The following is a 23,434-nucleotide window of genomic DNA, read 5'->3' as shown; positions in this document are numbered from 1 at the left end:
GCTCCCATTGACCCAACCCCTCACGGAGATTGCCATGTCCTTTTCGCTGGTCCCCTTGAAATCGCTCGGCTTCGTCACAGCCGCCCTGCTCGCTTGCGCCGGCGCCTCGGCCCAGACCGTCGTCAGTGTGCTGCCCGTATCCAGCCTGGACACCGTGCAAAAAGCCGGGGTGCTGCGCATCTGCACGCCGGGCGACTACAAGCCCTTCAGCTTCCAGAAGCCGGACGGCACGTTTGAGGGCATTGACGTGGACCTGATGGCCTCGCTGACGGCCAGCCTGGGCGTGAAGCCCGAGTACACAAAAACCAGCTGGTCCAACCTGATGCCCGACATGGCGGCCGGCAAATGCGACATCGCCGTGGGCGGCATCTCGGTGACCACCGAGCGGCAGAAAAAGGCCTTCTTCAGCGCGCCCTACATGGTCAACGGCAAGACGCCGATCGCGCGCTGCGCCGACGTGGCCAAGTACCAGACGGTGGCCGACATCGACAAGCCCACGACGCGCGTGATCTTCAACCCGGGGGGCAGCAACGAGCGTTTTGCGCGCGCCAACTTCAAGCAGGCGCAGATGCGGCTGAACCCCGAAAACCTGACCATCTTTGACGAAATCCTGGCCAATCGCGCCGATGTGTTCGTCACCGAGTCGGCCGAGGCCATCACCCAGCAAAAGCTCAAACCGGGCCTGTGCGCCATCAACCCCGACAAACCGCTGCAGTACGGTGAAATGGCGTACCTGCTGCCGCGCGGCGACGTGCCCTTCAAGGCCTACGTCGACCAGTGGCTGCACCTGGCGCGCGCCGGCGGCGACTACCAACGCGTGGAGAGCCAATGGCTGAAGTAGCCGACAGCCAGAACAGCGGAGGCACCCCGCCGCCGGCGATATACGGCCAGTCCGACCGCCCGCCGCGCGGCGATTATGCGCGCGGCGGCCAGGTCAACGCGGACTACACCTGTCCGCAAAATTACGCGGCTTACACCGCGCAAGACCACGAGACTTACCGGCGCCTCTACACGCGGCAGTCGGCCCTGCTCGCCGGGCGGGCCTGCAGCGCCTTTATCGAAGCGCTGCCCAGCCTGGGCGCCAGCGATGCGATTCCGCGTTTTGAAGGCATCAACGACCGGCTGTTAAAGGCCACCGGCTGGCAGCTGGTGGGCGTGCCGGGCTTGATCCCCGAGGTGCCGTTTTTCACGCTGCTGGCGAACCGCAAGTTTCCGGTGACGGACTGGATACGCACGCCGGCCGAGTTCGACTACATCGTCGAGCCCGACATTTTTCATGACCTGTTCGGCCACGTGCCGCTGCTGTTCGACCCCAGCTATGCCGACCACATCCAGGCCTACGGCAAGGGCGCGCTGAAGGCGCATGCGCTGGAACACGGCGCCAATGGCGCAGCGCCGATTCCCGGCGCGGTGGAGATGCTGTCGCGCCTCTACTGGTACACCATCGAATTCGGCCTGATGCGCGACAAAAAGGGCGGCGATGAGGTCCGGGCCTACGGTGCGGGCATCCTGAGCAGCCCGGGCGAGTTGGCCTGGAGCGTGGAATCCACCGAGCCCCAGCGCATCGCATTGCGGGACAACGCCGACCTGCTGCGCTGCATGTCGTCGACCTACAAGATCGACAGCTTCCAGCAGCAGTACTTTGTGATCGACAGCTTTGAGGGGCTGCTGCGGCTGACGGAGCCGGACTTCACGCCCTTCTACCGAACGCTTGCGACGGCGCCAGCCGCCGCCTGAGAGCCTCAGGCCGGATTGGCCATCCACCCATTGAGCGCCTGGCGGGTCCGCTCAGCCAGTTCACACAACCGGCCCACCTGCTGCGCCGCATCCACGGGCCATTGGCCCTGCAGGCAGGATTGCTCCAGCACAAAACACGCATCGCTGAGCGCCTCCGCGCCCACGTTGGATGCCGAACCCTTGAGCGCATGCGCGGCGCGCGACAGCTCGGCGCTGTCCGACGCCGCCAGCGCGGCGCGGATATCGGCCATGCGGTTGGGCGCATCGCTGGCGAACAGGGCAATGACCTCGCGCGTCATGCTGCGTTCCTCGTCGTCGAATTCCTTGAACTGCTCCAGCCGGCTCCAGTCCATCAGGATCACGGCGCCCGCTGAGGCGTCGCCGCCGTTCGCCAGCTTGCCCTCGGCGGACACGATCTCGGCGCCCATGATCTTCGCGGCATCGGCGTCTTCGGGCTTGCGGGCATAACGGGCCAGCGCCTCCGACAGCTCGTCGATGCGCAGCGGCTTGGGCAGAAAGCCCACCATGCCGGCGGCCAGGCAGCGCTGGCGGTCTTCTTCCAGCACCGAGGCCGTCAGCGCGATGATGGGCGGCGCGGCCGCGCCGTGGGTGGCGAGGATCTCGCGCGAGGCGGCAAAACCGTCCATCAGCGGCATGTTGGCGTCCATGAGGATGGCGGCATAAGGCCGCGGGCCGTCGCGGCTGCTCACGCCGCCTTCGGCGCGCAGCGATGCGGCGACCCGGTCGGCCGCCTCCCGGCCATTGAGGGCGGTGGCCGCCTCGTAGCCCAGCTTGGCCAGCATGGCCAGCGCCACTTTCAGGTTCACCGCGTTGTCGTCGGCCACCAGGATGAACTGGTTGCGCGACTCGGGCTTGCCGGGCTCGGCCACCGCCTTGGCGGCTTCCGGCGCCGAGGTGACGCGGGCGATCGCCTCGAACAACTGGGACTGGCGGTAGGGCTTGAGCAGGCGCGCGTCGAACACCCTGGCCTGCTCGCCGGTGGGCATGGTGCCCGAGGTCAGCAGCACGATGCGCACGCCCGGCTGGTGTTGGCGCAGGGTCTGCGCAAAGGTCTGGCCGTCCATCTCGGGCATGTGCATGTCGGTGACGACCACGTCCACGGGCGGGTGGCCGCGCAGCCAGTCCAGCGCTTCGCCGGCGCGCTCGAACAGCGCCGGCTCCATGCCCCAGCGCCTGAGTTGCTTGTCGAGGATGCGCAGGTTCACGGGGGTGTCGTCCACCACCAGCGCGCGCTTGCCGGCCAGACTGACCATGTGCAGCGACGACAGCTGGGCGATTTCGGGCGCGTCGGCATAACCGAGGCGCGCGGTGAACCAGAAGGTGGAGCCCTGGCCCGGCGCGGACTCCAGGCCGACGCCGCCGCCCATCAGGCCGGCCAGGCGCTTGCAGATGGCCAGCCCCAGGCCGGTGCCGCCGTATTTGCGGGTGGTGCTGGTGTCGACCTGGGTGAAGGACTGGAACAGCGCGGACTGCCGGTCCAGCGGGATGCCGATGCCGGTGTCCTTGACGCGGAATTCGATCAGGCCGCCCTGCTGCGGCGTGGCGTCTTCCAGCACGTGGGCCGAGACGATGACCTGGCCGTGCTCGGTGAACTTGACGGCGTTGTTGACGAAGTTGAGCAGCACCTGGCGCAGGCGGGTGACGTCGCCGCGCACCCAGGTGGGCAGCTCGTCGCCCATGTCGACCAGCAGCTCCAGGCCTTTTTCGCGCGCGCGCGGCGCGCCTATGTCGCAGGCCTCCTCGATGGTGGCCAGCAGGTTGAGCGGTTCGTTTTCGAGGTCCAGCTTGCCGGACTCGATCTTGGAAAAATCCAGGATGTCGTTGATGACGCCCAGCAGCTGGTCGCTGGAGATGCGCATGGTGTGCAGGTAGTCGCGCTGCTCCGGGTCCAGCGGCGTGTCGGCCAGCAGGGTAGTCATGCCCACCACGCCGTTGAGCGGGGTGCGGATCTCGTGGCTCATGGTGGCCAGGAAGGCGGCCTTGGCGCGCGCCGCGGCCAGCGCCTCTTCACGCGACGCGGCCAGCTCGGCGGTGCGGCTGGCGACGCGCGCCTCCAGCGTCTCGTTGGCGTCCTGCAGGGCGATGTTCTGCGCGTCGATGGCGGCGCGGTTGCGCACGATTTCCTCGGCGCTGTCGTGCATGGCCTGCGAGAGCTGCCGCACCTCGGTGATGCGGGCGTTTTGCTGCACCTGCGGCACCTCGGCCCGCGCCAGTTGCGCGGCGGCAAGGCTCAAGCCGCGGAAGCGGCGGCTCAGGCGGTAGGCCAGCCAGGTGGCCAGCAGCGCGCCCAGCACCAGAGCCAACACCATCACGGCCAGCGTCTGCCGCAGGGCCGCCTGGCTGGCCGCGGCGAAATCGCTCTCAGGGGCGGCCACCACCAGGCTCCAGCGCAGCCCCAGGTTTTCGCCGAAGGGCTTGAGCACGACGATCAGGGTGTCGTCCTCCATGGGCACGCGGCGCAGGAAGGCCACGCGCTGCACGCTGTCGGGCAGCGTCTGCCCGAGGCTGGAGGCCGCCTCGTTGTAGGCGCTGCGGATGATGCCGTTGCGGCTGTCCAGCGGCTTGCTGCGCTCCAGCCTGCCGCCGGCGCTGGTGAACAGGGGGTCAATCGTCGAATTGGCGACCAGCAGGCCGCGCTCGTCGAGGATGAAGGCGGTGCCGTGGGCGCTGAAGACCATGGTCTGCAACTGCTCCTTGAGCTGCGCGAGGTGCAGGTCCACCGCGAACACGCCCAGCGCGCCGCCGTCGGCGCCGTAAACGGGTTGCGCCAGCGTGATCAGCAGTTGGTTCTGCGCCACCGACGGGGACACGGCGGTGAAGCTGCGGCCCTTGTTCTCCATGGCGGCCTGGTACCAGGGCCGGGTGCGGGGCTCGTAGCTGGCGGCGTCGTCCTGGGCCTTCTGCCGGCGGTCGCCCGGGTACTCGGCCGAAAAATAGCTGCGCCCCTGCGCGCCTTCCTTGCGCACGGCCACCTGTGTGGCGCCTGTGCCGCTTTGCGTCAGCGCCTCCACGCCCAGGTACTCGCCGCGGTGCGTGGCCAGGGCCATCTGCGGCACGCGGGGCGTCATGCGGGTCATGGCAAATGCGGTCTGCTCGAACAAAACCGGGTTCTGGATCAGCTGGCGCGCGCGCGCCACGCCGGCCTCGCCGGGCTGCTCATGCACCAGGCCGTTGAGCACGACGTGCGCCTGCGCCAGGTGTTCCTGGGCGACGATCTGCACCCGCTGCGCGACGCCGTCCACCGTCTTCTCGGCCAGCGTCTGCACGCTTTGCAGGTTGCTGCGGTACAAAAACCAGCCCACCGTGGCGGCCGGCACGACGGAGAACAGCAGCAGGCTGGTGACCAGCACCGTGCGCAGCGACCAGCTGCGCCCGCGCAGGCTGCCGGCCGCGGCCGCGAACCAGCGCGGCCTCATGCCAGCCCCACGATTTCCACGGTGTCCAGCGGCTTGGCGCGCCCCGCAACCTGCACCAGCGCGCGGCGGCCGGTGCGCACCGCGCCGGTCACCAGCCGCGTGGCCTGCACGCTGGCGGCGATGGTCCAGTCCAGCGGCGGCTGGCCCTGGAACAGCCTGAGCGCCGTGGCCACGGTGTCGCCTATGGGCGTGGTCTGGCCGGAACGGCCTATCAGGCCGTCCAGCCGCGCGAAGGCGACGGGGCCGCTGTGAACGGCCACGCCCAGCGAGAAGTTGGGCAGGCCGCGCTCCGCGAAGCGCTGGCGCACATAGGCGTCGATGCGCTTGGTGGCATCGGCCAGCCCCAGCGCGGCGCGCATCGCGCGCAGGCCGTGGTTGACCGAGCGGGTGTCGGCGGCGTCGACGAACACGCACAGCATGCCGTCGCCGACGAACTGCATGTAATGCGCGCCGAAGAGGTAGACGGTGTCGCCCACGCTGCTGTAGAGCCGCTTGACGACGTCGCTGAGCTCCGGGCCGGACAGGCACTGTGTCCACAGGCCGTAGTCGCGCATGTCGGCGAACAGCACCGTGGCACTGGCGAATTTGTCGTTGTCCTGCACCGTGCCGGTTTCGGGCCATTGCTGGCTCAGCGACTGCGCCATGCGCATCTCGTAGAGGTCGCTGATCTTCTGGCCCTGCTCCACCAGCGCCAGCTGCACGGCCTTGCCCACCACCTGGGCGCGCATGGCTTCGGCCCGGGTCAGCTTGTTGAGCTGGGCGTTGACCGCCTCGCGCAACTCCTGCGGGGCGAAGGGCTTGGTCAGGTAGTCGTCGGCGCCGGTGGTCATGCCCTGGCGCATGTGGGTGCGGTCCTGCAGGGACGTCAGCAAAATCACGGCGGTGGTGGCCAGCACGTCGTCGTTGCGCACCCGGTCCAGCACCTCGAAGCCGTCGAGCTGGGGCATCTGGATGTCGCTGACCACCACGTCCGGCCTGAATTCGCGGATCAGCTCCAGGCCCTTGGCGCCGTCGTCGGCTTCCATGACCTCATGGCCTTCTTTTTTCAACACCTGGGTGACCAGCATGCGTGTGCCTGCGTCGTCATCAATCACCACAATCAAGGGCATACCAAAACTCTCGCTATTCTGTTTTCCAGGGACTGAAGGTTCTTGCTTATTTTGTCTGCAACTGCAGGGAAATCGCAGCGCCGGAAGGCTCACCGGGACGATTTTGGCGCAGCCCCGGGCCGGCGGCACAAAAGAGCAGTCCTGAATTGTCACAATTCGCCGGGGACATCTGCCGCCCGCCCCCGTAGGTTACGCAATTCCACCACGAATCCGGCCTGCCCGGTTCTGCGCGAAAACCGGTTCCCATCGCCTTCAACGCGGCTTCTTTCCGGACCCAGTGGCGAAAGAACGCATCCTCCGCGTCCCGGCCATGGAGCGCGCCTATCGCTTCGGCTTCTTCCGGTGCAGTGCCACCCGGCTCATTCCGCGTATGTCTTCGAGGGGCTCTTTTTTTCTCGATGTCGCAGCCGATCTCCGCGTCACGCGCGAATGCCAGCAACTGAACCCGCCCGAATGCGGCACACTGAAACCGATGACCCGGGAACCCGCCAGGCAAGGTTTGCCACAGGCTCCCTTGCCGATGCCGACGTCGGCGGCGGCTACACCGGTCAATTGCCCCAGCACCATCCTCAGAACCGCGCGCGTGGCCTGGCGCCGCTTGCGCTCTTCGGGCGGAACAATAGCGGCGTATTGCCGCCACTCGCTTGCCGACAGACAGGATTCAAGGTTTTGCAGGCCGGGCCATGGAAGCATGGAGGTGTTCACCAGCAAACACAGCGAGGCGCCTGACACGAGTTCGACCTTGTTTACGCGGATCACGGGCAGCGTCGATGCCTGGGACACAGCGAAATTACCCTTCGTGTTTTGTACGCTTGCGAGTCGCCGTGGCGTATTGGCCTGATTCAGGGGCTTCATCAGGAACTTGTATCCGAATTCGCTTGCGATAGCAGTACCCAGTATCCAGCCATCGTGGCGGGCTAGCCGTCAACCCATCCCACGCACTCTTCAGCGCATAAAAGCAAGAGCCACGCCAACATCCATAAGCGGGGGATTATTCATACACAAACTTTTGAACTTCAGGGGGATTTTCGAATGACAGCAATCAGCAAATGGCGCATTATTCAGCGCTGATACAACAGTCGAGCAGGCCACGAGGGGCTCACACCCTATCAAGTGCCCGACTTACGCCATTCCTCCTACAAAATGAGGAGGTAAAACTTTGTTACTCCGCTTACGATGCACTCCCTGATTGAATTACCCACCCCCATGAATCGAAGCACCAAGGTGCTGTTGGTCATGGACGTGGTGGAGTCTGTCAGGATCATGGAGCAAGACCAAGATGGGTTCGTACGACGATGGCAACAACTGGTTCAGCAGGCTGAGCAGAAAATCCTGCCGCAGCACGGCGGCCGCATCGTCAAAAGTCTGGGTGACGGGCTGATGCTGGAATTTGCCAGCGCTCAAAGTGCCGTCAAGGCGGCGTTTGCCTTGCATCACTTCAGCCAGCAAGCCAATTCCGGCCTGCAGCCTGAGCAACAAATGCATCTGCGCATCGGTGGGCATCTGGCGAGCTTTGTGACGGATCAGCATGACATTTACGGCACAGACGTCAACTTGACTGCCCGCTTTTGTACGCTGGCGGATCCCGGCGAACTGGTGGTAACAGCCGAGTTGCGCGACAACCTCACGGCCAACCTGGATGCCGACATCGAGGACTTGGGCGAATGCCACCTCAAGCACGTTGAAAAACCCGTGCGCGCTTACCGCATAGGCCCGATCGGCGAGCATCCGCCCATTACCCCCGGCAGCGCTGTGCGCCTCGACTTGCGACCCACCGTCGCGGTCATCCCCTTTGCCATGCGAAGCTACGAGCCCGGACATGAAATGCTGGGCGAAGCGCTGGCAGACGAGGTAATCGCCGCACTGTCCCGGACATCCGAACTTCACGTCATCTCGCGGCTGTCCACAACGGCATTTCGCGAGCGGCATGAGGCAATTGAGGACATCCGAACACACCTGGGTGCCAGCTATATCCTATCGGGTACCTGCCGCAGTATGGGTATGCAGCTTGCACTGTTTGTCGAACTAATTGACGCAAAAACTGAGCATGTGGTCTGGGCAGACAATCTCAAAGGACAAGTACACGGCGTATTTGCGACGGATGACGAACTGATTTCGCGGGTGGTGGCGGCCATCAGTTCCTCCGTCATGTCTCAGCAATTGGAGCGAGCCCAAAGTCAGGCCTTGCCGACTCTGGACGGCTATACCTTGTTGCTGGGTTCGGTAACGCTGATGCATCGTACAGCGTTCAGTGAATTTGACCGCGCTCGCGCGATGTTGGAACATTTGATCGACCGCAACAGCCGCCATCCGATCCCTTACGCGTGGTTGGCGAAATGGCATGTCTTACGAGTACAACAGGGATGGGCGGAACACCCTGATAAAGAGAGGCAGCGTGCATTGGACTGCACAAGAAAGGCGCTGGACATTGATCCAAAATCATCGCTGGCGCTCACGATAGATGGTTTTGTTCATACGAATTTACTGAAGGACCTGGACGGCGCAACACAACGTTATGAAGCGGCCCTGCGAGTTAATCCCAATGAATCGCTGGCATGGCTGCTAACAGGAACACTGAACGCATTCAAGGGGAACGGTGAAGTTGCGCTTTTAAATGCGGAGAAGGCGTTAGCCCTTTCGCCGCTAGATCCTCTTCGCTACTTTTACGATTCCCTTGCAGCTACCGCCGCTTTGGCGGCTGGAGAATACGAAAGAGCCAATTCTCTGGCGTCGCGTTCGCTACGAGCCAACCGCACACATGCGTCAACACTTCGCGCCTTGATCATCTCCAATGTGATGCTCGGTCGCATCGAGCATGCTCAAAGCTCGGTTGCAGAACTGCTATTGATTGATCCCACATTCACAATTTCACGTTTCGTCGATCAGTCGCCTAGCAGCCTGTACGACACTGGGCCGGTTTGGGCCCAGGCTTTAACGTTAGCCGGCGTTCCCGTTTAAAAATCTTTCAAAGGAATAACTATGAGCATTCTTGGTGGTGTAGGCGGTGTTGGAGGCGTCGGGGGCGTCGGTGGTGTAACTATCCTTGGAGGTGTAGGAGGCGTCGCAATCGTGAGGGAGGATCCGCTGCAGGCAGACGGTTTAACCAAAAGTCGCGCGGCACTGGTTGGCCCCTTCCAGGGCCCCACTCTGCCAGTCAACCTACCTCTACCTATCGACAAGCCGGACCGGTTGACGCAATGGGCGGCGGATCGCCGGCTGCAGATCTGCGAACTTGAACTCCTGGGCGGCCTTCACTTCGGCGTGCAGCAGGCCCGCGAGTCGGTCACCCTGGAATTCGTTGATCTCAACAAAAAACCGCTCAAGGACCACGCCATTGTTCGCCTGATCCGCCCCACGGCCAAGGTGTTCAAGCAACAGGTGGGGCTGGTGGCCAATTACGCGGAGCTGCGTGAAGACCGCGGCAGCGAAATCCTCAGCCAGATGACGCCCCAGGTCCCGTATTGGGGATCCATCGTGGGACTGCAGCCGCACCGCCATAAATGGACGCTGGAACTGATTACGCTGGTACTGATTTTCACGTCCGACGTGGAAATGCGCTTCAAGCATGCTTTCGCCTGCCCGCGCCCCATGGAGCTGTCGCCGCAGATTCAGCCCATGATTGACACCCCCGGCCATGCCAGCTGGCCCAGCGGGCATGCCACCGAGGCTTTCGCGGTTGCCACAGTGCTGCTGGCCTTGCTGGAGAACGCCAACGGCACGGGAGCCAAATACCGGGAGCAGTTGGAGCGGCAAGCGGCGCGCATCGCGGTGAACCGGACGGTGGCGGGCCTGCATTACCCGGTAGACAGCGCCGTGGGCCGGCTGCTGGGCACCGCGCTGGGCGAGTTCTTCGCGGCGCGCTGTCTTGGCAGCAACCAGCTGCATGAACGCGGTTTCGACGGCCGGAAATTTCACACGCCGCAAGGCAACGTAGTGGATTTCGACCTGCGGGTTCCCATGGACGACAACCAGAGCGGCTACTACCAATACCTCACCAGGATCGGTACCGTGGCGGCCTCGCCGCTCCTTGCCTTCATGTGGTCCAAGGCGGCCAAAGAGTGGGAACCCCTCAAGTAAGGATACCCATGACCTGGCACAAACTTCCCAAAGGCGGCTTCACTGGTATTGACTGGGCCAAGCCGGACGCGACGAGTGGCTTCGATCCCTACCTGGTATGGGCCGAGGCCGGCTGCTTCGCGGGCTATGGCGGTACACAACCGAAATGGCTCCCTGTGGCGATTGAACTCAGCCCTGGCGTCAGCATCGCCCAATTCATAGGCGCGGCCTCGCCGCAATGGCTGCATGTGCCGCCGGTGTATACCTCCAGCGCCGCGCCGGTGGGGCTGCGCTATTGCACGGCCCGGGTCAAGCCCGCGTTCTTCAAGCACATCCAGCCGGGCCGCAGCTTGCATGCCCTTGTCAAACGGCTGGAGCTGGGTTTGGCCGCGGGCCCTCACACCGACGGCCCGGGCTCCGGCGGCACGGGCGGCCCCCAGCCCCTGCTCAAAGGCAAAGTCATGGCCCTTATCGACGACGGGCTGGCTTTTGCCAATGCCAGTTTCCTTCACAAGGGGAAGGCGCGCACACGCTATTTCTGGCGGCAGGACGGCAAAGGCGTGGGCCAATCGCCAGCAGGCTTAGGCTATGGGCATGAGCTGACAGCCGCCGTCATCAACCAGGCGATGCAGCAACGAAGCTACAACGGGCTGGTGCATGAACACGAGGTGTATCGACACTTCAAACTCAGGGCACTGGAAAACCGCGCCAACCACGGCACGCATGTGATGGACCTGGCATGCGGCCCGCGCACGATGATGGCGCAGATGGCGGATCTCCCTCCGGGCTTTGACGGTCCGGCCAGTTGGGCCATGGCCGATGACGATGCCAGCCGCTGCGACATCATCGCCGTGCAGCTGGACTACGACACCGTGGCCGATACGTCGGGCGGCTCGATGAACGTACACGTCCTTGATGGATTGATGTATGTTCTTTCCCGTTGTGCGCACGACGCGAAAATCGTGACCAACATCAGCTTCGGCACCCTGGCCGGCCCGCATGACGGGAGTTCACTCCTGGAAGCCGCGATGGACCAGTTGATCACACTGTGCGGCCAGCGCCTGCAGATTGTGCTTGCGGCGGGTAACAGCTACCAGGAGCGCACGCACGCCAACGTGACCTTGGCGAAAAATGAACACGCAGTGCTGCATTGGCGGGGGCAACCGGATGACTCCACCGAAAACTTCCTGGAGTTGTGGTTGCCACCGCAAGCGCACGGCATCCGGGTTGAAATCACGCCGCCTGGACATGCCGCACTGCCGGCCTTGGGCTTCGGCGAATCCCGCATGTGGACGGGCAACGGCACGCAACCCCTGTGCGCGCTCATCTACCCCAAAAGCGTGGCCACCGGCACGCACGGCACTTGCGCGTTGGTCGCGTTGGCGCCCACTTTCAGCTTTGACAAGGACACCGCCACGGCACCCAGCGGCGTATGGCAGATCAAGTTGACCAACTCGCTGCCGGGCAAGGTCACGATAGACGCCTATGTGGAGCGTGACGACGTGGTGATCGGCACACGTGGCGGGCGCCAGTCGCACTTTGAAGACAAGCTGTACGACATGAGCGGCAACCCGGACTCTTTTGTGGATCATCCGAACAACCCGACCCTGATCCGGCGTAGCGGCAATTTCAACAGCATTGCCACCGGCCGCAAGACAGTGTCCGTGGGCGGCACGCGGATCACGGGATCGCATTGGGCGCTTTACTCTCCGCAGAAGCCTGATCCCGATGCAGGCAGGCCCGAGCGCCCCGGCGTGGTCAAGATCGCCCGCACCGCGGCGTTCAGTGATGAAAACCCGGCCATGACGGGCCTGCGGGCGGCGGGCACCTATAGCGGCTCGGTTGTCCGTCTGAAGGGCACCAGCGACGCGGCGCCGCAGGAAACGCGGCGTATTTTTAACGCGATGTAGACCGCCCCACGCCGCTAACGCTACCAGCGGCTGGGCAGTTTTTTGAGCAGCGTGATGCGCTTGGTGCCCATCTCGATGTAGCCGCCCTTTTCAAGGTCTTTGAGCAGGCGGCTGACCATCTCGCGGGAGGCGCCGACACGGCTGGCAATGTCCTGGTGGGTGATGGACTCGAGGGTCAGGCCTGCGGCGGTATTGCGGGTGGTCACGTCGTCGTGCTCTTCCAGCACGGCTATGAGGCGGCCATAGACGTCCAGCAGCGCCATGTTCCGGGCGGCCTCCGTTGCCGAGCGGGCGCGGCGAATGACCTGAACGACCAGGTTGATGGCAAACCCGGGCTCGTACACAAGATGCTCGCTCACTTCCGTACGGCTCAGTACGGCGCAGGTGCAAGGCTCCAGGGTGATGACCGAGGCGGAGCGGGGGCCGCCGTCGAGCGACATTTCGCCGAAGTAGTCGCCTGAATGAATCCTGCCGTAGGTGATCTCGCGGCCGCTTTCGTCCATGGAGAACACTTTGACGCTGCCCTTGAGCAGCACATACAGGCTGTCCCCGATCTCGCCTTCGTTGATGACGATCGCCTTCTTGGGGTAACTTCGCACCACGCCGCGCATGGCTAAAGTGCGTAATTCAGGGATCAGGTTGGCGTAAAGGTCTTCTTCGGGAGGCATATGCACAGACAGACTCGTAAGGAGAGTCGTAATCTAGCATGTGCGGGCCCGTTGCGGGGATCAATCTGTCAATGGATCTGCCCGAGCGGCAAGGGGGCGATGGGCGGCAAGATCGCCACGCGGTTGACCAGCTCGCGCACGCCGCTGGAGGCGGTCTTGGCGCACAGGCTGCGCACGTGGCTGCGCACGGTGGAGACAGCGACCTTCATCTGGATGGCGATTTCGGGTGTGCTAAGGCAGCGGCACAGCAAGGCCAGCACCTGTTCCTCGGTATGCGTGAGGCCGTGATTGCGGGCAAATGCGCCGAACACACCCGACTCGCTGACCCCGAGGCGCGACAAAACGAGTGCGATCCGGTCGCAGGAGATGCCCGCCTGGCGCTGCAGCGGAACAAGGGCCAGGGTGAAATCCACGCCCTCGGCCGCCAGCCTGATGAGGCCGCGTTTGCCGGCAATGGCCTTGCCCATCGCACCCTGGAAAATCTTCGCGTCGGCCGGCATGAGCACCCTCAGCTCGCCCCGCTCCACGCCCAGGACAGCAGCGCGGTCGAGCTCGCGCCTGGCCGCCTGGTTGGCATGCAGGATGCGCCCCTGGGCGGTGACGACCAGCACCCCATGCGCCAGCTCGTCCACCAGCAGCATCAACAAGCCAGGCGCCGAATCGGCGCTGGTTTCATCCGGGGGAAATGACGGTGCGACCTCCAGGAAGGCGGCATTGGGCTGTGCATACAGTGTCACGGGACGCTCCATCCTACAAATAGATGAGCATAGAAAGCCCCATCGAATGTGGATAGTGAATATGGCGGGTCATTCTTGTGACAAATTTACATGAATGCACCGGCGCCCGAGAATGCCGTCCAGCTCCCGTCTTCAGGCCGGCTCGTGCTCCAGCATGGCCAGCGTGGCATCCATGACCTGCGGCAAAAACGCCATCTGCACATGGGCTGCGCCGCGCACCAGGCGGTTGTCCGCGCCTGGCAGGGTGGCTGTGGAGGCCGGGAACACGATGTTGTCGCAGTTGGAATACCAGCAGGTGAACAAGGCGTGACGGCCAGCCGGCATGTCGTGGTCCAGTTGCGCCTGCCAGTCGGACAACAGCCGCATCTGCCTGCCGTTGTGGCCATGGCCGAAGCGCGCCAGCCAGGTTCCCCGGTGCGGCGTCCCTATGGTGACCACATGAAAGACGCGCTCCTCGGCTCGCATGCGCTTAAGCCAGGCCCGCACGGCCAACCCGCCCATGCTGTGGCACACCAGCAGCGGCGGCAAGCCCGTGGCCTCGGTCACCTGCCGCACCGCCTCGTCGATCTGGGGCGCGTAGTCGTCGATGGAGCCGAAAAGCGGTTCGAGGTTGACGGCGACAAAGGCGCGGCCGTCGGCCTCAACGCGCTGCAGCCAGGGTGTCCACAAACCGCGGTTGCAGAAGAAGCCGTGCACAAACACGATGCCGCGGCGCCCCTGCACTGCCACGGCGGGCGCTAGCCGGTCCGGCACCACGTTCATGCGAAAAGGCTGGCGCCAGCAGAACACGCGCGGCGCCGTCAAGGTCTCGCCCAGCCAGGCGCTCAGCAGTTCTAACCAGGTGGGCTGCGGCGCAGGGTCCTGCTTGCTGACGTGGTGCAGAAAGACAAATTCGAGTGCGAGGAAAGCGGTGTAACCCAGCGCGATGACCAGGAAACCCGTGACGGCCAGGACGGGGGAGTCGCCGCGAAACCAGAACAGCCAGCCAAAAGCCGCAGCGGCCAGGGACAGGGTGATGAGTCTTTGTAGGTGGGCCAGCATGCGTCAGGCGAAAAAGGGAAAGCGGCGGAATCAACCCGAGTATCTCAGGCCAGTGTGACAGACCGGCCGGAAAGCCGCGCAGCCAGCCCCTGTGCGAGGCGGTTCACGATGCCGTAGATGGACAGCTGCGGATTGGCGCCTATGCTGGTCGGGAACAGCGAGCCGTCATGAATGGACAGGTTCTCAAGCTGCCAGTGCACGCCGTCCGGCCGTGTGACACCGTGGCGTTCAGCGCCGGCCAGCCCGCAACCGCCCATGACATGGGCGCTCACCACTCGGGTCAGCAAGGGCTTCATGGGCAGGGCATTGACCGCATCGCGCGCCTGCTCCCACGAGGTGTAGGGTTGCGCCATTTCATGCAACGGCAGCACCTGTCTGGCACCCGCCGCGAACTGGATCTCCACCATGGACAGCATGGCCCTGCGCGCGCCCTCCATGACGTAATCGGTCAGCGGATAGTCCAGCACGGCCGAGTTATCGCCGCGCAGCTTGACCTGGCCGCCGCGGGACTCCTCATGAAAACCGTCGCGCAGCAGCGCGAGCAGGGTGTGGTTGTAGGGGAAGGATTTGAGCAGGTCATGCTGGCCCTGGCCGAAGCCAGGCACCGTCGACGCAAAGATCACAGGGTGCAGCGGCGGCGCCTCGAGCTTGTAGCCGATGGGCCCGTCGATCGCCTGTGTTTCCAGGAAATGGTCGGAGTAAATGGTTTGCGGCGCGCCTGCCCAGGCCTCCACTTTTTGCTCGAACACGCTGGAGGACATCACCACGGGATGCAAAAAGGTTCGCGCGCCCAGCACGCCATGCGGGTCGGGCGCCTGCGAGCGCAGCAGCACGGCCGGCGAGTTGATCGCGCCGCCGGCGAGCACATAGTGTTTGGCGATGACCTTGATGACAGGGCCTGCCGACGTGCCGTTGGCATTCAGGCTGCGGCACAGCAGCGCGGTGACCTTGCCGTTGGCCAGCTCAAACTTTTCCGCGCGGGTTTCGGTCAGCAATTGCGCGCCTTTGTCCAGCGCCGCGGGAATGGTGGTGACCAGCATGGACTGCTTGGCGTTGGTCGGGCAGCCCAGGCCGCAAGAGCCGAGGTTCCAGCAGCCTTTGACGTTGCGCGAAATCGCCGAAGCCGGAATGCCGAGCTTGGCCGCGCCCCTGCGCAGCAAGTCGTTGTTCTCATTGGGCGGCACCAGCCAGGGCGTGATGTTCAGGCGCTGCTCCGCCTGCGCGAAGTAGGGTGCCAGCGCGTCCACGGTGTAATCGCCCAGCCCATAGCGCTCTTGCCAGAATGCGAGTGTGGAGCCCGGCGTGCGAAAAGAGCTGGTCCAGTTCACCGTGGTGGAGCCGCCCACGCAGCGCCCCTGCAGGATGTTGATGGCCTTGTCTTCGGTTTTACGCGCGGCGCTCTCCTGGTACAGCGACGGGTAGGCTTCGGATTCTTTCTGGTTGAAGTCGCTGCTGCTTTTGAGCAGGCCTTCTTCGATGATCACCACTTGCAGTCCGGCTTTGGCGAGCAGTTCCGCAGTGACACCCGCGCCCGCGCCGCTGCCGATGATGGCGACGTCGCAGCGGATATTCCGCGGCGCTGGCACCAGCGCGCCGCCCATGACTTTCCAGCCGTGCGCAATGCCTTCGCGGATCGGGTCTTTCAATTGGCTCATGCTGCTTTCGGTGGCCTTCAGATTTTCAGCGGGCCGGGATAGCCCAACAAGGGCCAGCTGGACGGGTCGGAAAAATACGCACCCGCCGTGATGTCGTGCAAGGCGGCGTAGGCCTGCTGGCGCAAGGCCAGCCTGGACAAGCGCATTGCCTGGAGCGCCTGCTGGATGTCGGCGACAGATGCCTCCGGCCAGGGCGGGTTCAAGCCGGCCAGCGTGCGCCGGCCCGCGGCACTTGCGAGCAGGGCCAGCAATTGCGACAGCTCGGCCTGCGCGTGCGGCGGCAGGGACAGCACCAGCACGTCGATGCGGCTGAGCAGGCCGCTCAATGCGATCTCCCGTGCCCCCTCATCGGTGGGCAAGGTCTTGTCCAGCACGGCACGACCCACGGCGGAGAACACTTCACGCCCCGAAACGCTCAGGCTGCCACCGGCGAGGCCAGGCTGCAGCAAAGCGGCCGTGCCTCCGGCAAGCAGCAGCACGGCGGCCGATGCGGCGCCGAGCTTGAGGAGCGTTCTTCTTTGCATCCCGGCAGTTTCGCATGGGCATTTAAGTTTCAATAGGGGCCCGTACCTAGATAAACTCCGGGTTTGTATGGACGCCACCGCACAACAAATACACGACGCGCTTGAGACCGTGGCGAAGCTTCGGCAGCAGCACAGTACCGACCCGCCGCTGGCCCGGGCCAGCGCGGAGGTCAAACGCTTCCAGGCGCGCCGCTTTCAGGCCACCTACTCCGACCTGCTGCACAGCCACCGGTACAAGACCGCAGCCACATTCTTCCTGCAGGAGCTCTACAGCGACAAGGACTATGCCGAGCGCGACCAGCAGTTCGCGCGCATCGCCGGCACCATTGCCAAGCTGTTTCCGCAACCGGTGGTGAACACCGCGGCTGCGCTGGCGCAGGTGCATGCACTGACGGAGCAACTCGACGACCTGATTGCGCGCGAATGGCTGGCTGACACGGCAGCCCTGTCACCTGGCGACGAGTGTGCGCGCTACATCCGTTGCTGGCGCAGCGTGGGCGACATCGCAGCACGAAAGCGCCAACTCGAGGTGGTATTGCATCTTGGGCAGGAGCTCGATCGCCTGACAAAGATGTTTGGGCTTCGCACCCTGCTCAAGATGATGCGGGGGCCCGCGGCGGCCGCCGGCCTCAATTCACTGCAGCACTTCCTGGAGACCGGCTTCGATGCGTTCGCCAATATGCGCGGCGCCGGCGAGTTCCTGAAAGTGATCAAGGACCGCGAGACGGCGTGGATCCACTCGCTGTTTGAAGACGATGCTGTCACCTGCGAGACCAGATTGGGCCATTTGCTCGCCGCCGGCCCCTGATACCGCGCCCGCATTAGGACAAGCCCCATACGGATTCCGCGAAGCGCCTCCCACAATGAGCCGCAAGGAGTTTGTATGAACAAGCATTGGCTCAAGAGTTATCCCGAGGGCGTCTCGCACGAGATCGACACCGAACAGTTCCGCTCGCTGACCCATCTGCTGGAGGACTCGTTCAAGAAGAATGCGTCCAAGCCCTTCTCGGTGTGCATGGACCGCTGGATGAGCTACGGCCAGCTCGACGATCTTTCATCGGCATTGGGCGCCTGGCTGCAGAGCCTGGGCCTGGAACCCGGCGCCCGCGTCGCCATCATGCTGCCCAACGTGCCGCAGTTTGCCGTCACCATGTCCGCCATCCTGCGCTCAGGCTACACCTGCGTGAATGTCAACCCGCTGTACACCGCGCGCGAACTGGAGCACCAGTTGCGCGACTCGGGCGCGACGACCATCGTGATTCTGGAAAACTTTGCGGCCACCCTGGCAGAGGTGATTGAGCGCACGCCGATAAAGAACGTCGTCATGGCGTCCATGGGTGACCTGCTGGGTTTTTGGTATGGGCAGTGGATTACTTTCGCCGTCCGCCATCTCGCGAAACTGGTGCCCGCGTACAAGCTGCCTCTGGGTGATGGCCGCAGCGTCACAACATTCAACCGTGCGATTGCCGACGGCAGCCGCCTGACGCTCAAGCCCGCGCAAAGCACGCTGGACTCCGTCGCTTTTCTGCAATACACGGGCGGAACCACCGGGTTGTCGAAGGGCGCGGTGCTCACCCACCGCAACATCGTTGCCGCGATTTTGCAGGCGGAAGAATGGTTTACGCCCGCCTTGAAGCGAATAGGCGACATCAGCAAGACCAACAACATCGCGGCCTTGCCGCTGTATCACATCTTCGCGCTGACGCTGTGCCTGCTCACCATCCGCTGGGGCGCCCACCTGACGCTGATTCCCAATCCGCGCGACTTCGGCAAGTTCATTGAAGTCCTCAAGAAACGGCCCTTTCATCTGCTGCCGGCGGTCAACACCCTGTTCAATGCGTTGCTTCAGCATCCGCAGTTCAAGACGGTGGACTTCTCGAGTCTTTGCGTGTCCCAGGCCGGCGGTATGGCGGCGTCCGAAGGCACGGCGAAACACTGGCTGCAAGTCACCGGTTGCGCCATGATCGAAGGCTGGGGCATGAGTGAGACTTGCGCCATCGGCACCAACAACCCGGTGACCAACAAGGAGTTCACCGGGGCCATCGGCCTGCCCCTGCCCAGCATCGAGATCGCGATCAAGGATGACGATGGCGCTTCGCTGTCGCTGGGTGAATCCGGCGAGATCTGCATCAAAGGCCCACAGGTCATGACGGGCTATTACCAGCAACCGGAAGAGAATAAAAAAGCGTTCACTTCCGACGGCTTTATGCGCACCGGCGATATCGGCATCATGGACGAGCGCGGTTACACCAAAATCATCGACCGCAAGAAGGACATGATCATCGTGTCGGGCTTCAATGTCTTCCCCAATGAGCTCGAAAATGTGATTTCCCTGTGCCCCGGCGTCATCGAATGCGCCGCCGTCGGCATCGCTGACGACAAACAAGGCGAAGCCATCAAGGTTTTTGTCGTCAAAAATGACCCTACACTGACCGAAGACGACGTGAGCGCCTATTGCAAGCAACATCTCACGGGCTATAAACGTCCCAAATACATTGAATTTCGCGATGACCTGCCCAAAACCAATGTCGGAAAGATACTCAGGCGCGAGTTGCGTGCATCGGCCTGAGTGTTTTTTCGCCGGCCTTTGCTGATGGGCGCGTCTGATTTCCCCGGCGGCTTGCATGTCTTCGAGCGCGGCTGGCTTTCCGCCAACAATATTCTTTTCACCGGCGGCGGTGAAACCGTGTTGGTCGACAGCGGTTATTGCACGCATTCACCGCAGACACTCACGCTTGTCGAGTCAGTTTTAGGCGCACGGCCGCTGGATATTCTCGTCAACACACATTTGCACAGTGATCATTGCGGCGGCAATGCGGCTTTGCAGGCACGTTATCCCGATATCCAGACACTTATCCCTCCCGGCCATGCGCAACAGGTCGCCAATTGGGACCCTGTTGCGCTGACTTATTTGCCGACGGGGCAGCTTTGCCCGCAATTCGGTTTTACACGGGCGCTGCAACCGGGCAGTTCCATCCGTTTTGGCGCGGAGATGTGGCAGGTCCACGCCGCGCCTGGACATGATCCGCACTCACTTATCTTTTTTGAACCCGAAAATCGGCTGCTTATTTCCGCCGATGCCTTGTGGGAAAACGGATTCGGCGTGGTGTTTCCCGAGCTAGAGGGCGCCGATGCGTTCGCCGAGGTCGCCGCGACCTTGGATTTGATTGAGCGCCTGAACCCCAAAACCGTTATTCCCGGGCACGGCCGTGTCTTTGCTTACGTGCCTGAAGTGCTGGCGCGCGCGCGCCAGCGGCTGGAATCGTTTGCCGGCAATCCACCCAGGCATGCACACCACGCGGCCAAGGTCCTTTTGAAGTTCAAACTTCTGGAAATCCAGCGCCAGAATTTCGATGAATTTGCGCAATGGGCCATCGAGACACCCTATTTCACGCAAATCAAGAAGAAGTTCTTCGCAGATGTTCCTGCGCGAGCATGGATTGATCAACTCATCACCGAGCTGGTTGCTGCCGGCGTCGCAAAAAGAGAAGGCGCGTACATCCTGAATGCTTGAATCGGCTAGGTCCATTGCGTCTGATGCCAGAATATTGCTCCGTCGCACAAGCAGATTGGAGTTCAAGGCGCCCTGTTTCGATTCGTACAGCCCGTAAAAGCAAAAAACCCCGCATGGACCCATGCGGGGTTTTTTAGTTTTTCAGCCTGGCGACATACCAGACGTATAAAAGCAGACGCACAAAAGAAAACGCCCGGTTGATCAAAAATCAACCGGGCGTTCCTTGCTGTAAGAGCCTGACGATGTCCTACTTTCACACGGGAATCCGCACTATCATCGGCGCTAAGTCGTTTCACTGTCCTGTTCGGGATGGGAAGGAGTGGTACCAACTTGCTATGGTCATCAGGCATAACTTGTTGACAGGTTGTCCAAAGAACAACCCATCGAATTCATAGAGTAAATCAGCTTGTATTTAGATTCGCACAGCTGCTGAGCTGTGCCTTTTGAATGCGTCAACTTGGCATAACAACTTCGAATTAATCAAAGTTATAGGGTCAAGCCGCACGAGCAATTAGTATCAGTTAGCTTAACGCATTACTGCGCTTCCACACCTGACCTATCAACGTCCTGGTCTTGAACGACTCTTTAGGGGGCTCAAGGCCCCGGCAGATCTAATCTTGAAACGAGTTTCCCGCTTAGATGCTTTCAGCGGTTATCTCTTCCGAACTTAGCTACTCGGCAATGCCACTGGCGTGACAACCGATACACCAGAGGTTCGTCCACTCCGGTCCTCTCGTACTAGGAGCAGGCTTCCTCAAATCTGCAGCGCCCACGGAAGATAGGGACCAAACTGTCTCACGACGTTTTAAACCCAGCTCACGTACCTCTTTAAATGGCGAACAGCCATACCCTTGGGACCGGCTACAGCCCCAGGATGAGATGAGCCGACATCGAGGTGCCAAACACCGCCGTCGATATGAACTCTTGGGCGGTATCAGCCTGTTATCCCCAGAGTACCTTTTATCCGTTGAGCGATGGCCCTTCCATACAGAACCACCGGATCACTATGTCCTGCTTTCGCATCTGCTCGACTTGTCAGTCTCGCAGTTAAGCACGCTTATGCCATTGCACTATTAGCACGATGTCCGACCGTACCTAGCGTACCTTCGAACTCCTCCGTTACACTTTGGGAGGAGACCGCCCCAGTCAAACTGCCTACCATGCACTGTCCCCGATCCAGATAATGGACCTAGGTTAGAACCTCAAACACACCAGGGTGGTATTTCAACGTTGGCTCCATGCGATCTAGCGACCACACTTCAAAGCCTCCCACCTATCCTACACAGATCTGTTCAAAGTCCAATACAAAGCTACAGTAAAGGTTCATGGGGTCTTTCCGTCTTTCCGCGGGGAGATTGCATCATCACAAACATTTCAACTTCGCTGAGTCTCAGGAGGAGACAGTGTGGCCATCATTACGCCATTCGTGCAGGTCGGAACTTACCCGACAAGGAATTTCGCTACCTTAGGACCGTTATAGTTACGGCCGCCGTTTACTGGGACTTCAATCAAGAGCTTGCACCCCATCATTTAATCTTCCAGCACCGGGCAGGCGTCACACCCTATACGTCGACTTTCGTCTTAGCAGAGTGCTGTGTTTTTAATAAACAGTTGCAGCCACCGATTTTTTGCAGCCTCATTGGGCTCCCCAAGTAAATGGTTCACCTACTAAAGGCACACCTTCTTCCGAAGTTACGGTGTCAATTTGCCGAGTTCCTTCTCCTGAGTTCTCTCAAGCGCCTTAGAATACTCATCTCGCGCACCAGTGTCGGTTTGCGGTACGGTCGTGTGTAGCTGAAGCTTAGTGGCTTTTCCTGGAAGCAGGGTATCACTCACTTCGTCTGCAAGCAGACTCGTTATCACTCCTCATCTAAGCCCGGCGGATTTACCTACCAGGCACGACTACAAGCTTGAACCAACATATCCAACAGTTGGCTGAGTTAACCTTCTCCGTCCCCACATCGCACTACACATCGGTACAGGAATATTGACCTGTTTCCCATCAGCTACGCATCTCTGCCTCGCCTTAGGGGCCGACTCACTCTACGCCGATGAACGTTGCGTAGAAAACCTTGCGCTTACGGCGAGGGGGCTTTTCACCCCCTTTAACGCTACTCATGTCAGCATTCGCACTTCTGATACCTCCAGCAGGGTTTACACCACCACCTTCACAGGCTTACAGAACGCTCTCCTACCACTTGCAATAAATTGCAAATCCGCAGCTTCGGTAACTGGCTTAGCCCCGTTACATCTTCCGCGCAGGACGACTCGATCAGTGAGCTATTACGCTTTCTTTAAATGATGGCTGCTTCTAAGCCAACATCCTGACTGTTATAGCCTTCCCACTTCGTTTCCCACTTAGCCAATTTTAGGGACCTTAGCTGGCGGTCTGGGTTGTTTCCCTCTTGAGTCCGGACGTTAGCACCCGGTGCTCTGTCTCCCAAGCTGTACTCATCGGTATTCGGAGTTTGCATTGGTTTGGTAAGTCGCCATGACCCCCTAGCCAAAACAGTGCTCTACCCCCGATGGTAATACTTGAGGCACTACCTAAATAGTTTTCGGAGAGAACCAGCTATTTCCAAGTTTGTTTAGCCTTTCACCCCTATCCACAGCTCATCCGCTAGTTTTGCAACACTAGTCGGTTCGGACCTCCAGTGCGTGTTACCGCACCTTCATCCTGGCCATGGATAGCTCACTTGGTTTCGGGTCTACACCCAGCGACTGATCGCCCTATTCGGACTCGATTTCTCTACGGCTACCCTATTCGGTTAACCTTGCCACTGAATGTAAGTCGCTGACCCATTATACAAAAGGTACGCAGTCACCCCTTACGAGGCTCCTACTTTTTGTAAGCACACGGTTTCAGGATCTATTTCACTCCCCTCCCGGGGTTCTTTTCGCCTTTCCCTCACGGTACTAGTTCACTATCGGTCAATGATGAGTATTTAGCCTTGGAGGATGGTCCCCCCATATTCAGACAGGATTTCTCGTGTCCCGCCCTACTTGTCGTTAGCTCAGTACCACAAGTCTCTTTTTGCATACGGGG

General features: G+C 61.7%; 17 protein-coding genes and 2 rRNA genes (1 of these 19 only partly in view). 8 read left to right on the top strand and 11 right to left on the bottom strand.

The window, feature by feature from the left end:
- Window positions 1–34: 34 nt before the first annotated feature.
- Both ACLV8F_RS02155 and phhA read left to right on the top strand, forming a co-directional pair.
- Window positions 35–841 carry a transporter substrate-binding domain-containing protein gene (locus ACLV8F_RS02155; RefSeq protein WP_411882599.1) on the top strand — a complete coding sequence of 269 codons (807 nt, stop codon included), beginning with the start codon at window positions 35–37 and terminating at the stop codon, window positions 839–841.
- Window positions 829–1,737, top strand: coding sequence for a phenylalanine 4-monooxygenase (phhA, locus tag ACLV8F_RS02150; protein WP_411882598.1), 909 nt, complete (start codon window positions 829–831; stop codon window positions 1,735–1,737). The genes ACLV8F_RS02155 and phhA overlap by 13 nt, the downstream gene beginning before the upstream one ends.
- A 5-nt stretch (window positions 1,738–1,742) precedes the next feature.
- Here the strand turns inward: phhA and ACLV8F_RS02145 are convergent, their stop codons facing one another.
- The 4 genes from ACLV8F_RS02145 to ACLV8F_RS02130 are packed head-to-tail and all read right to left on the bottom strand — an operon-like array spanning window position 1,743 to window position 7,138.
- Window positions 1,743–5,174 (bottom strand): response regulator, encoded by a 3,432-nt coding sequence (locus ACLV8F_RS02145; protein WP_411882597.1) that lies wholly within the window; start codon window positions 5,172–5,174, stop codon window positions 1,743–1,745.
- Window positions 5,171–6,283, bottom strand: a complete 1,113-nt coding sequence (locus ACLV8F_RS02140) for a response regulator (protein ID WP_411882596.1) — start codon at window positions 6,281–6,283, stop codon at window positions 5,171–5,173. Before ACLV8F_RS02140 ends, ACLV8F_RS02145 begins: the two co-directional genes overlap by 4 nt.
- Window positions 6,284–6,329: 46 nt before the next feature.
- Window positions 6,330–6,722, bottom strand: coding sequence for a 4'-phosphopantetheinyl transferase family protein (locus ACLV8F_RS02135; RefSeq protein ID WP_411882595.1), 393 nt, complete (start codon window positions 6,720–6,722; stop codon window positions 6,330–6,332).
- Complete coding sequence (locus ACLV8F_RS02130; RefSeq protein ID WP_411882708.1) at window positions 6,605–7,138, bottom strand: hypothetical protein; 534 nt, start codon at window positions 7,136–7,138, stop codon at window positions 6,605–6,607. Before ACLV8F_RS02130 ends, ACLV8F_RS02135 begins: the two co-directional genes overlap by 118 nt.
- Window positions 7,139–7,489: 351 nt before the next feature.
- Here ACLV8F_RS02130 and ACLV8F_RS02125 point away from each other — a divergent pair, with 351 nt between their 5' ends.
- The 3 genes from ACLV8F_RS02125 (at window position 7,490) to ACLV8F_RS02115 (ending at window position 12,249) form a co-directional block, all read left to right on the top strand.
- On the top strand, window positions 7,490–9,241 hold the full coding sequence (locus ACLV8F_RS02125; RefSeq protein WP_411882594.1) for an adenylate/guanylate cyclase domain-containing protein: 1,752 nt from the start codon (window positions 7,490–7,492) through the stop codon (window positions 9,239–9,241).
- Between the two features lie 231 nt (window positions 9,242–9,472).
- Window positions 9,473–10,360 (top strand): phosphatase PAP2 family protein, encoded by an 888-nt coding sequence (locus tag ACLV8F_RS02120; RefSeq protein ID WP_411882593.1) that lies wholly within the window; start codon window positions 9,473–9,475, stop codon window positions 10,358–10,360.
- An 8-nt stretch (window positions 10,361–10,368) separates the two neighbouring features.
- A complete protein-coding gene (locus ACLV8F_RS02115) occupies window positions 10,369–12,249 on the top strand; it encodes a hypothetical protein (protein WP_411882592.1) in 1,881 nt (626 codons plus the stop codon).
- A 20-nt stretch (window positions 12,250–12,269) separates the two neighbouring features.
- Here ACLV8F_RS02115 and ACLV8F_RS02110 read toward each other — a convergent pair whose 3' ends face one another.
- The 5 genes from ACLV8F_RS02110 to ACLV8F_RS02090 form a co-directional block, all read right to left on the bottom strand.
- Entirely contained in the window at window positions 12,270–12,917 is a 648-nt protein-coding gene (locus ACLV8F_RS02110; RefSeq protein WP_411882705.1) for a Crp/Fnr family transcriptional regulator, read from the bottom strand.
- Window positions 12,918–12,985: 68 nt separating this feature from the next.
- Window positions 12,986–13,654, bottom strand: a complete 669-nt coding sequence (locus tag ACLV8F_RS02105; protein WP_411882591.1) for a helix-turn-helix transcriptional regulator — start codon at window positions 13,652–13,654, stop codon at window positions 12,986–12,988.
- Between the two features lie 132 nt (window positions 13,655–13,786).
- Window positions 13,787–14,695 carry an esterase/lipase family protein gene (locus ACLV8F_RS02100; RefSeq protein WP_411882590.1) on the bottom strand — a complete coding sequence of 303 codons (909 nt, stop codon included), beginning with the start codon at window positions 14,693–14,695 and terminating at the stop codon, window positions 13,787–13,789.
- A gap of 44 nt (window positions 14,696–14,739) precedes the next feature.
- Window positions 14,740–16,350, bottom strand: a complete 1,611-nt coding sequence (locus ACLV8F_RS02095; RefSeq protein WP_411882589.1) for a GMC family oxidoreductase N-terminal domain-containing protein — start codon at window positions 16,348–16,350, stop codon at window positions 14,740–14,742.
- A gap of 17 nt (window positions 16,351–16,367) precedes the next feature.
- Entirely contained in the window at window positions 16,368–16,874 is a 507-nt protein-coding gene (locus ACLV8F_RS02090) for a hypothetical protein (protein ID WP_411882588.1), read from the bottom strand.
- 67 nt (window positions 16,875–16,941) lie between these two features.
- Here ACLV8F_RS02090 and ACLV8F_RS02085 point away from each other — a divergent pair, with 67 nt between their 5' ends.
- The 3 genes from ACLV8F_RS02085 (at window position 16,942) to ACLV8F_RS02075 (ending at window position 20,388) form a co-directional block, all read left to right on the top strand.
- Window positions 16,942–17,682, top strand: a complete 741-nt coding sequence (locus tag ACLV8F_RS02085; RefSeq protein WP_411882587.1) for an FFLEELY motif protein — start codon at window positions 16,942–16,944, stop codon at window positions 17,680–17,682.
- Between the two features lie 75 nt (window positions 17,683–17,757).
- Window positions 17,758–19,443, top strand: coding sequence for an AMP-binding protein (locus tag ACLV8F_RS02080; RefSeq protein ID WP_411882586.1), 1,686 nt, complete (start codon window positions 17,758–17,760; stop codon window positions 19,441–19,443).
- 24 nt (window positions 19,444–19,467) lie between these two features.
- Window positions 19,468–20,388, top strand: coding sequence for an MBL fold metallo-hydrolase (locus tag ACLV8F_RS02075; protein WP_411882585.1), 921 nt, complete (start codon window positions 19,468–19,470; stop codon window positions 20,386–20,388).
- A gap of 234 nt (window positions 20,389–20,622) precedes the next feature.
- On the opposite strand, the gene rrf is transcribed toward ACLV8F_RS02075, so the two are convergent.
- Window positions 20,623–20,735 (bottom strand): 5S ribosomal RNA (rrf, locus tag ACLV8F_RS02070).
- 143 nt (window positions 20,736–20,878) lie between these two features.
- Window positions 20,879–23,434: ribosomal RNA gene (locus ACLV8F_RS02065) — 23S ribosomal RNA — on the bottom strand; it runs 324 nt beyond the window's last position.

It is taken from the genome of Polaromonas sp. YR568 (assembly GCF_943369675.1).
Lineage (GTDB): Bacteria > Pseudomonadota > Gammaproteobacteria > Burkholderiales > Burkholderiaceae_C > Polaromonas.
This window is presented reverse-complemented; position numbering and strand designations above follow the sequence as displayed.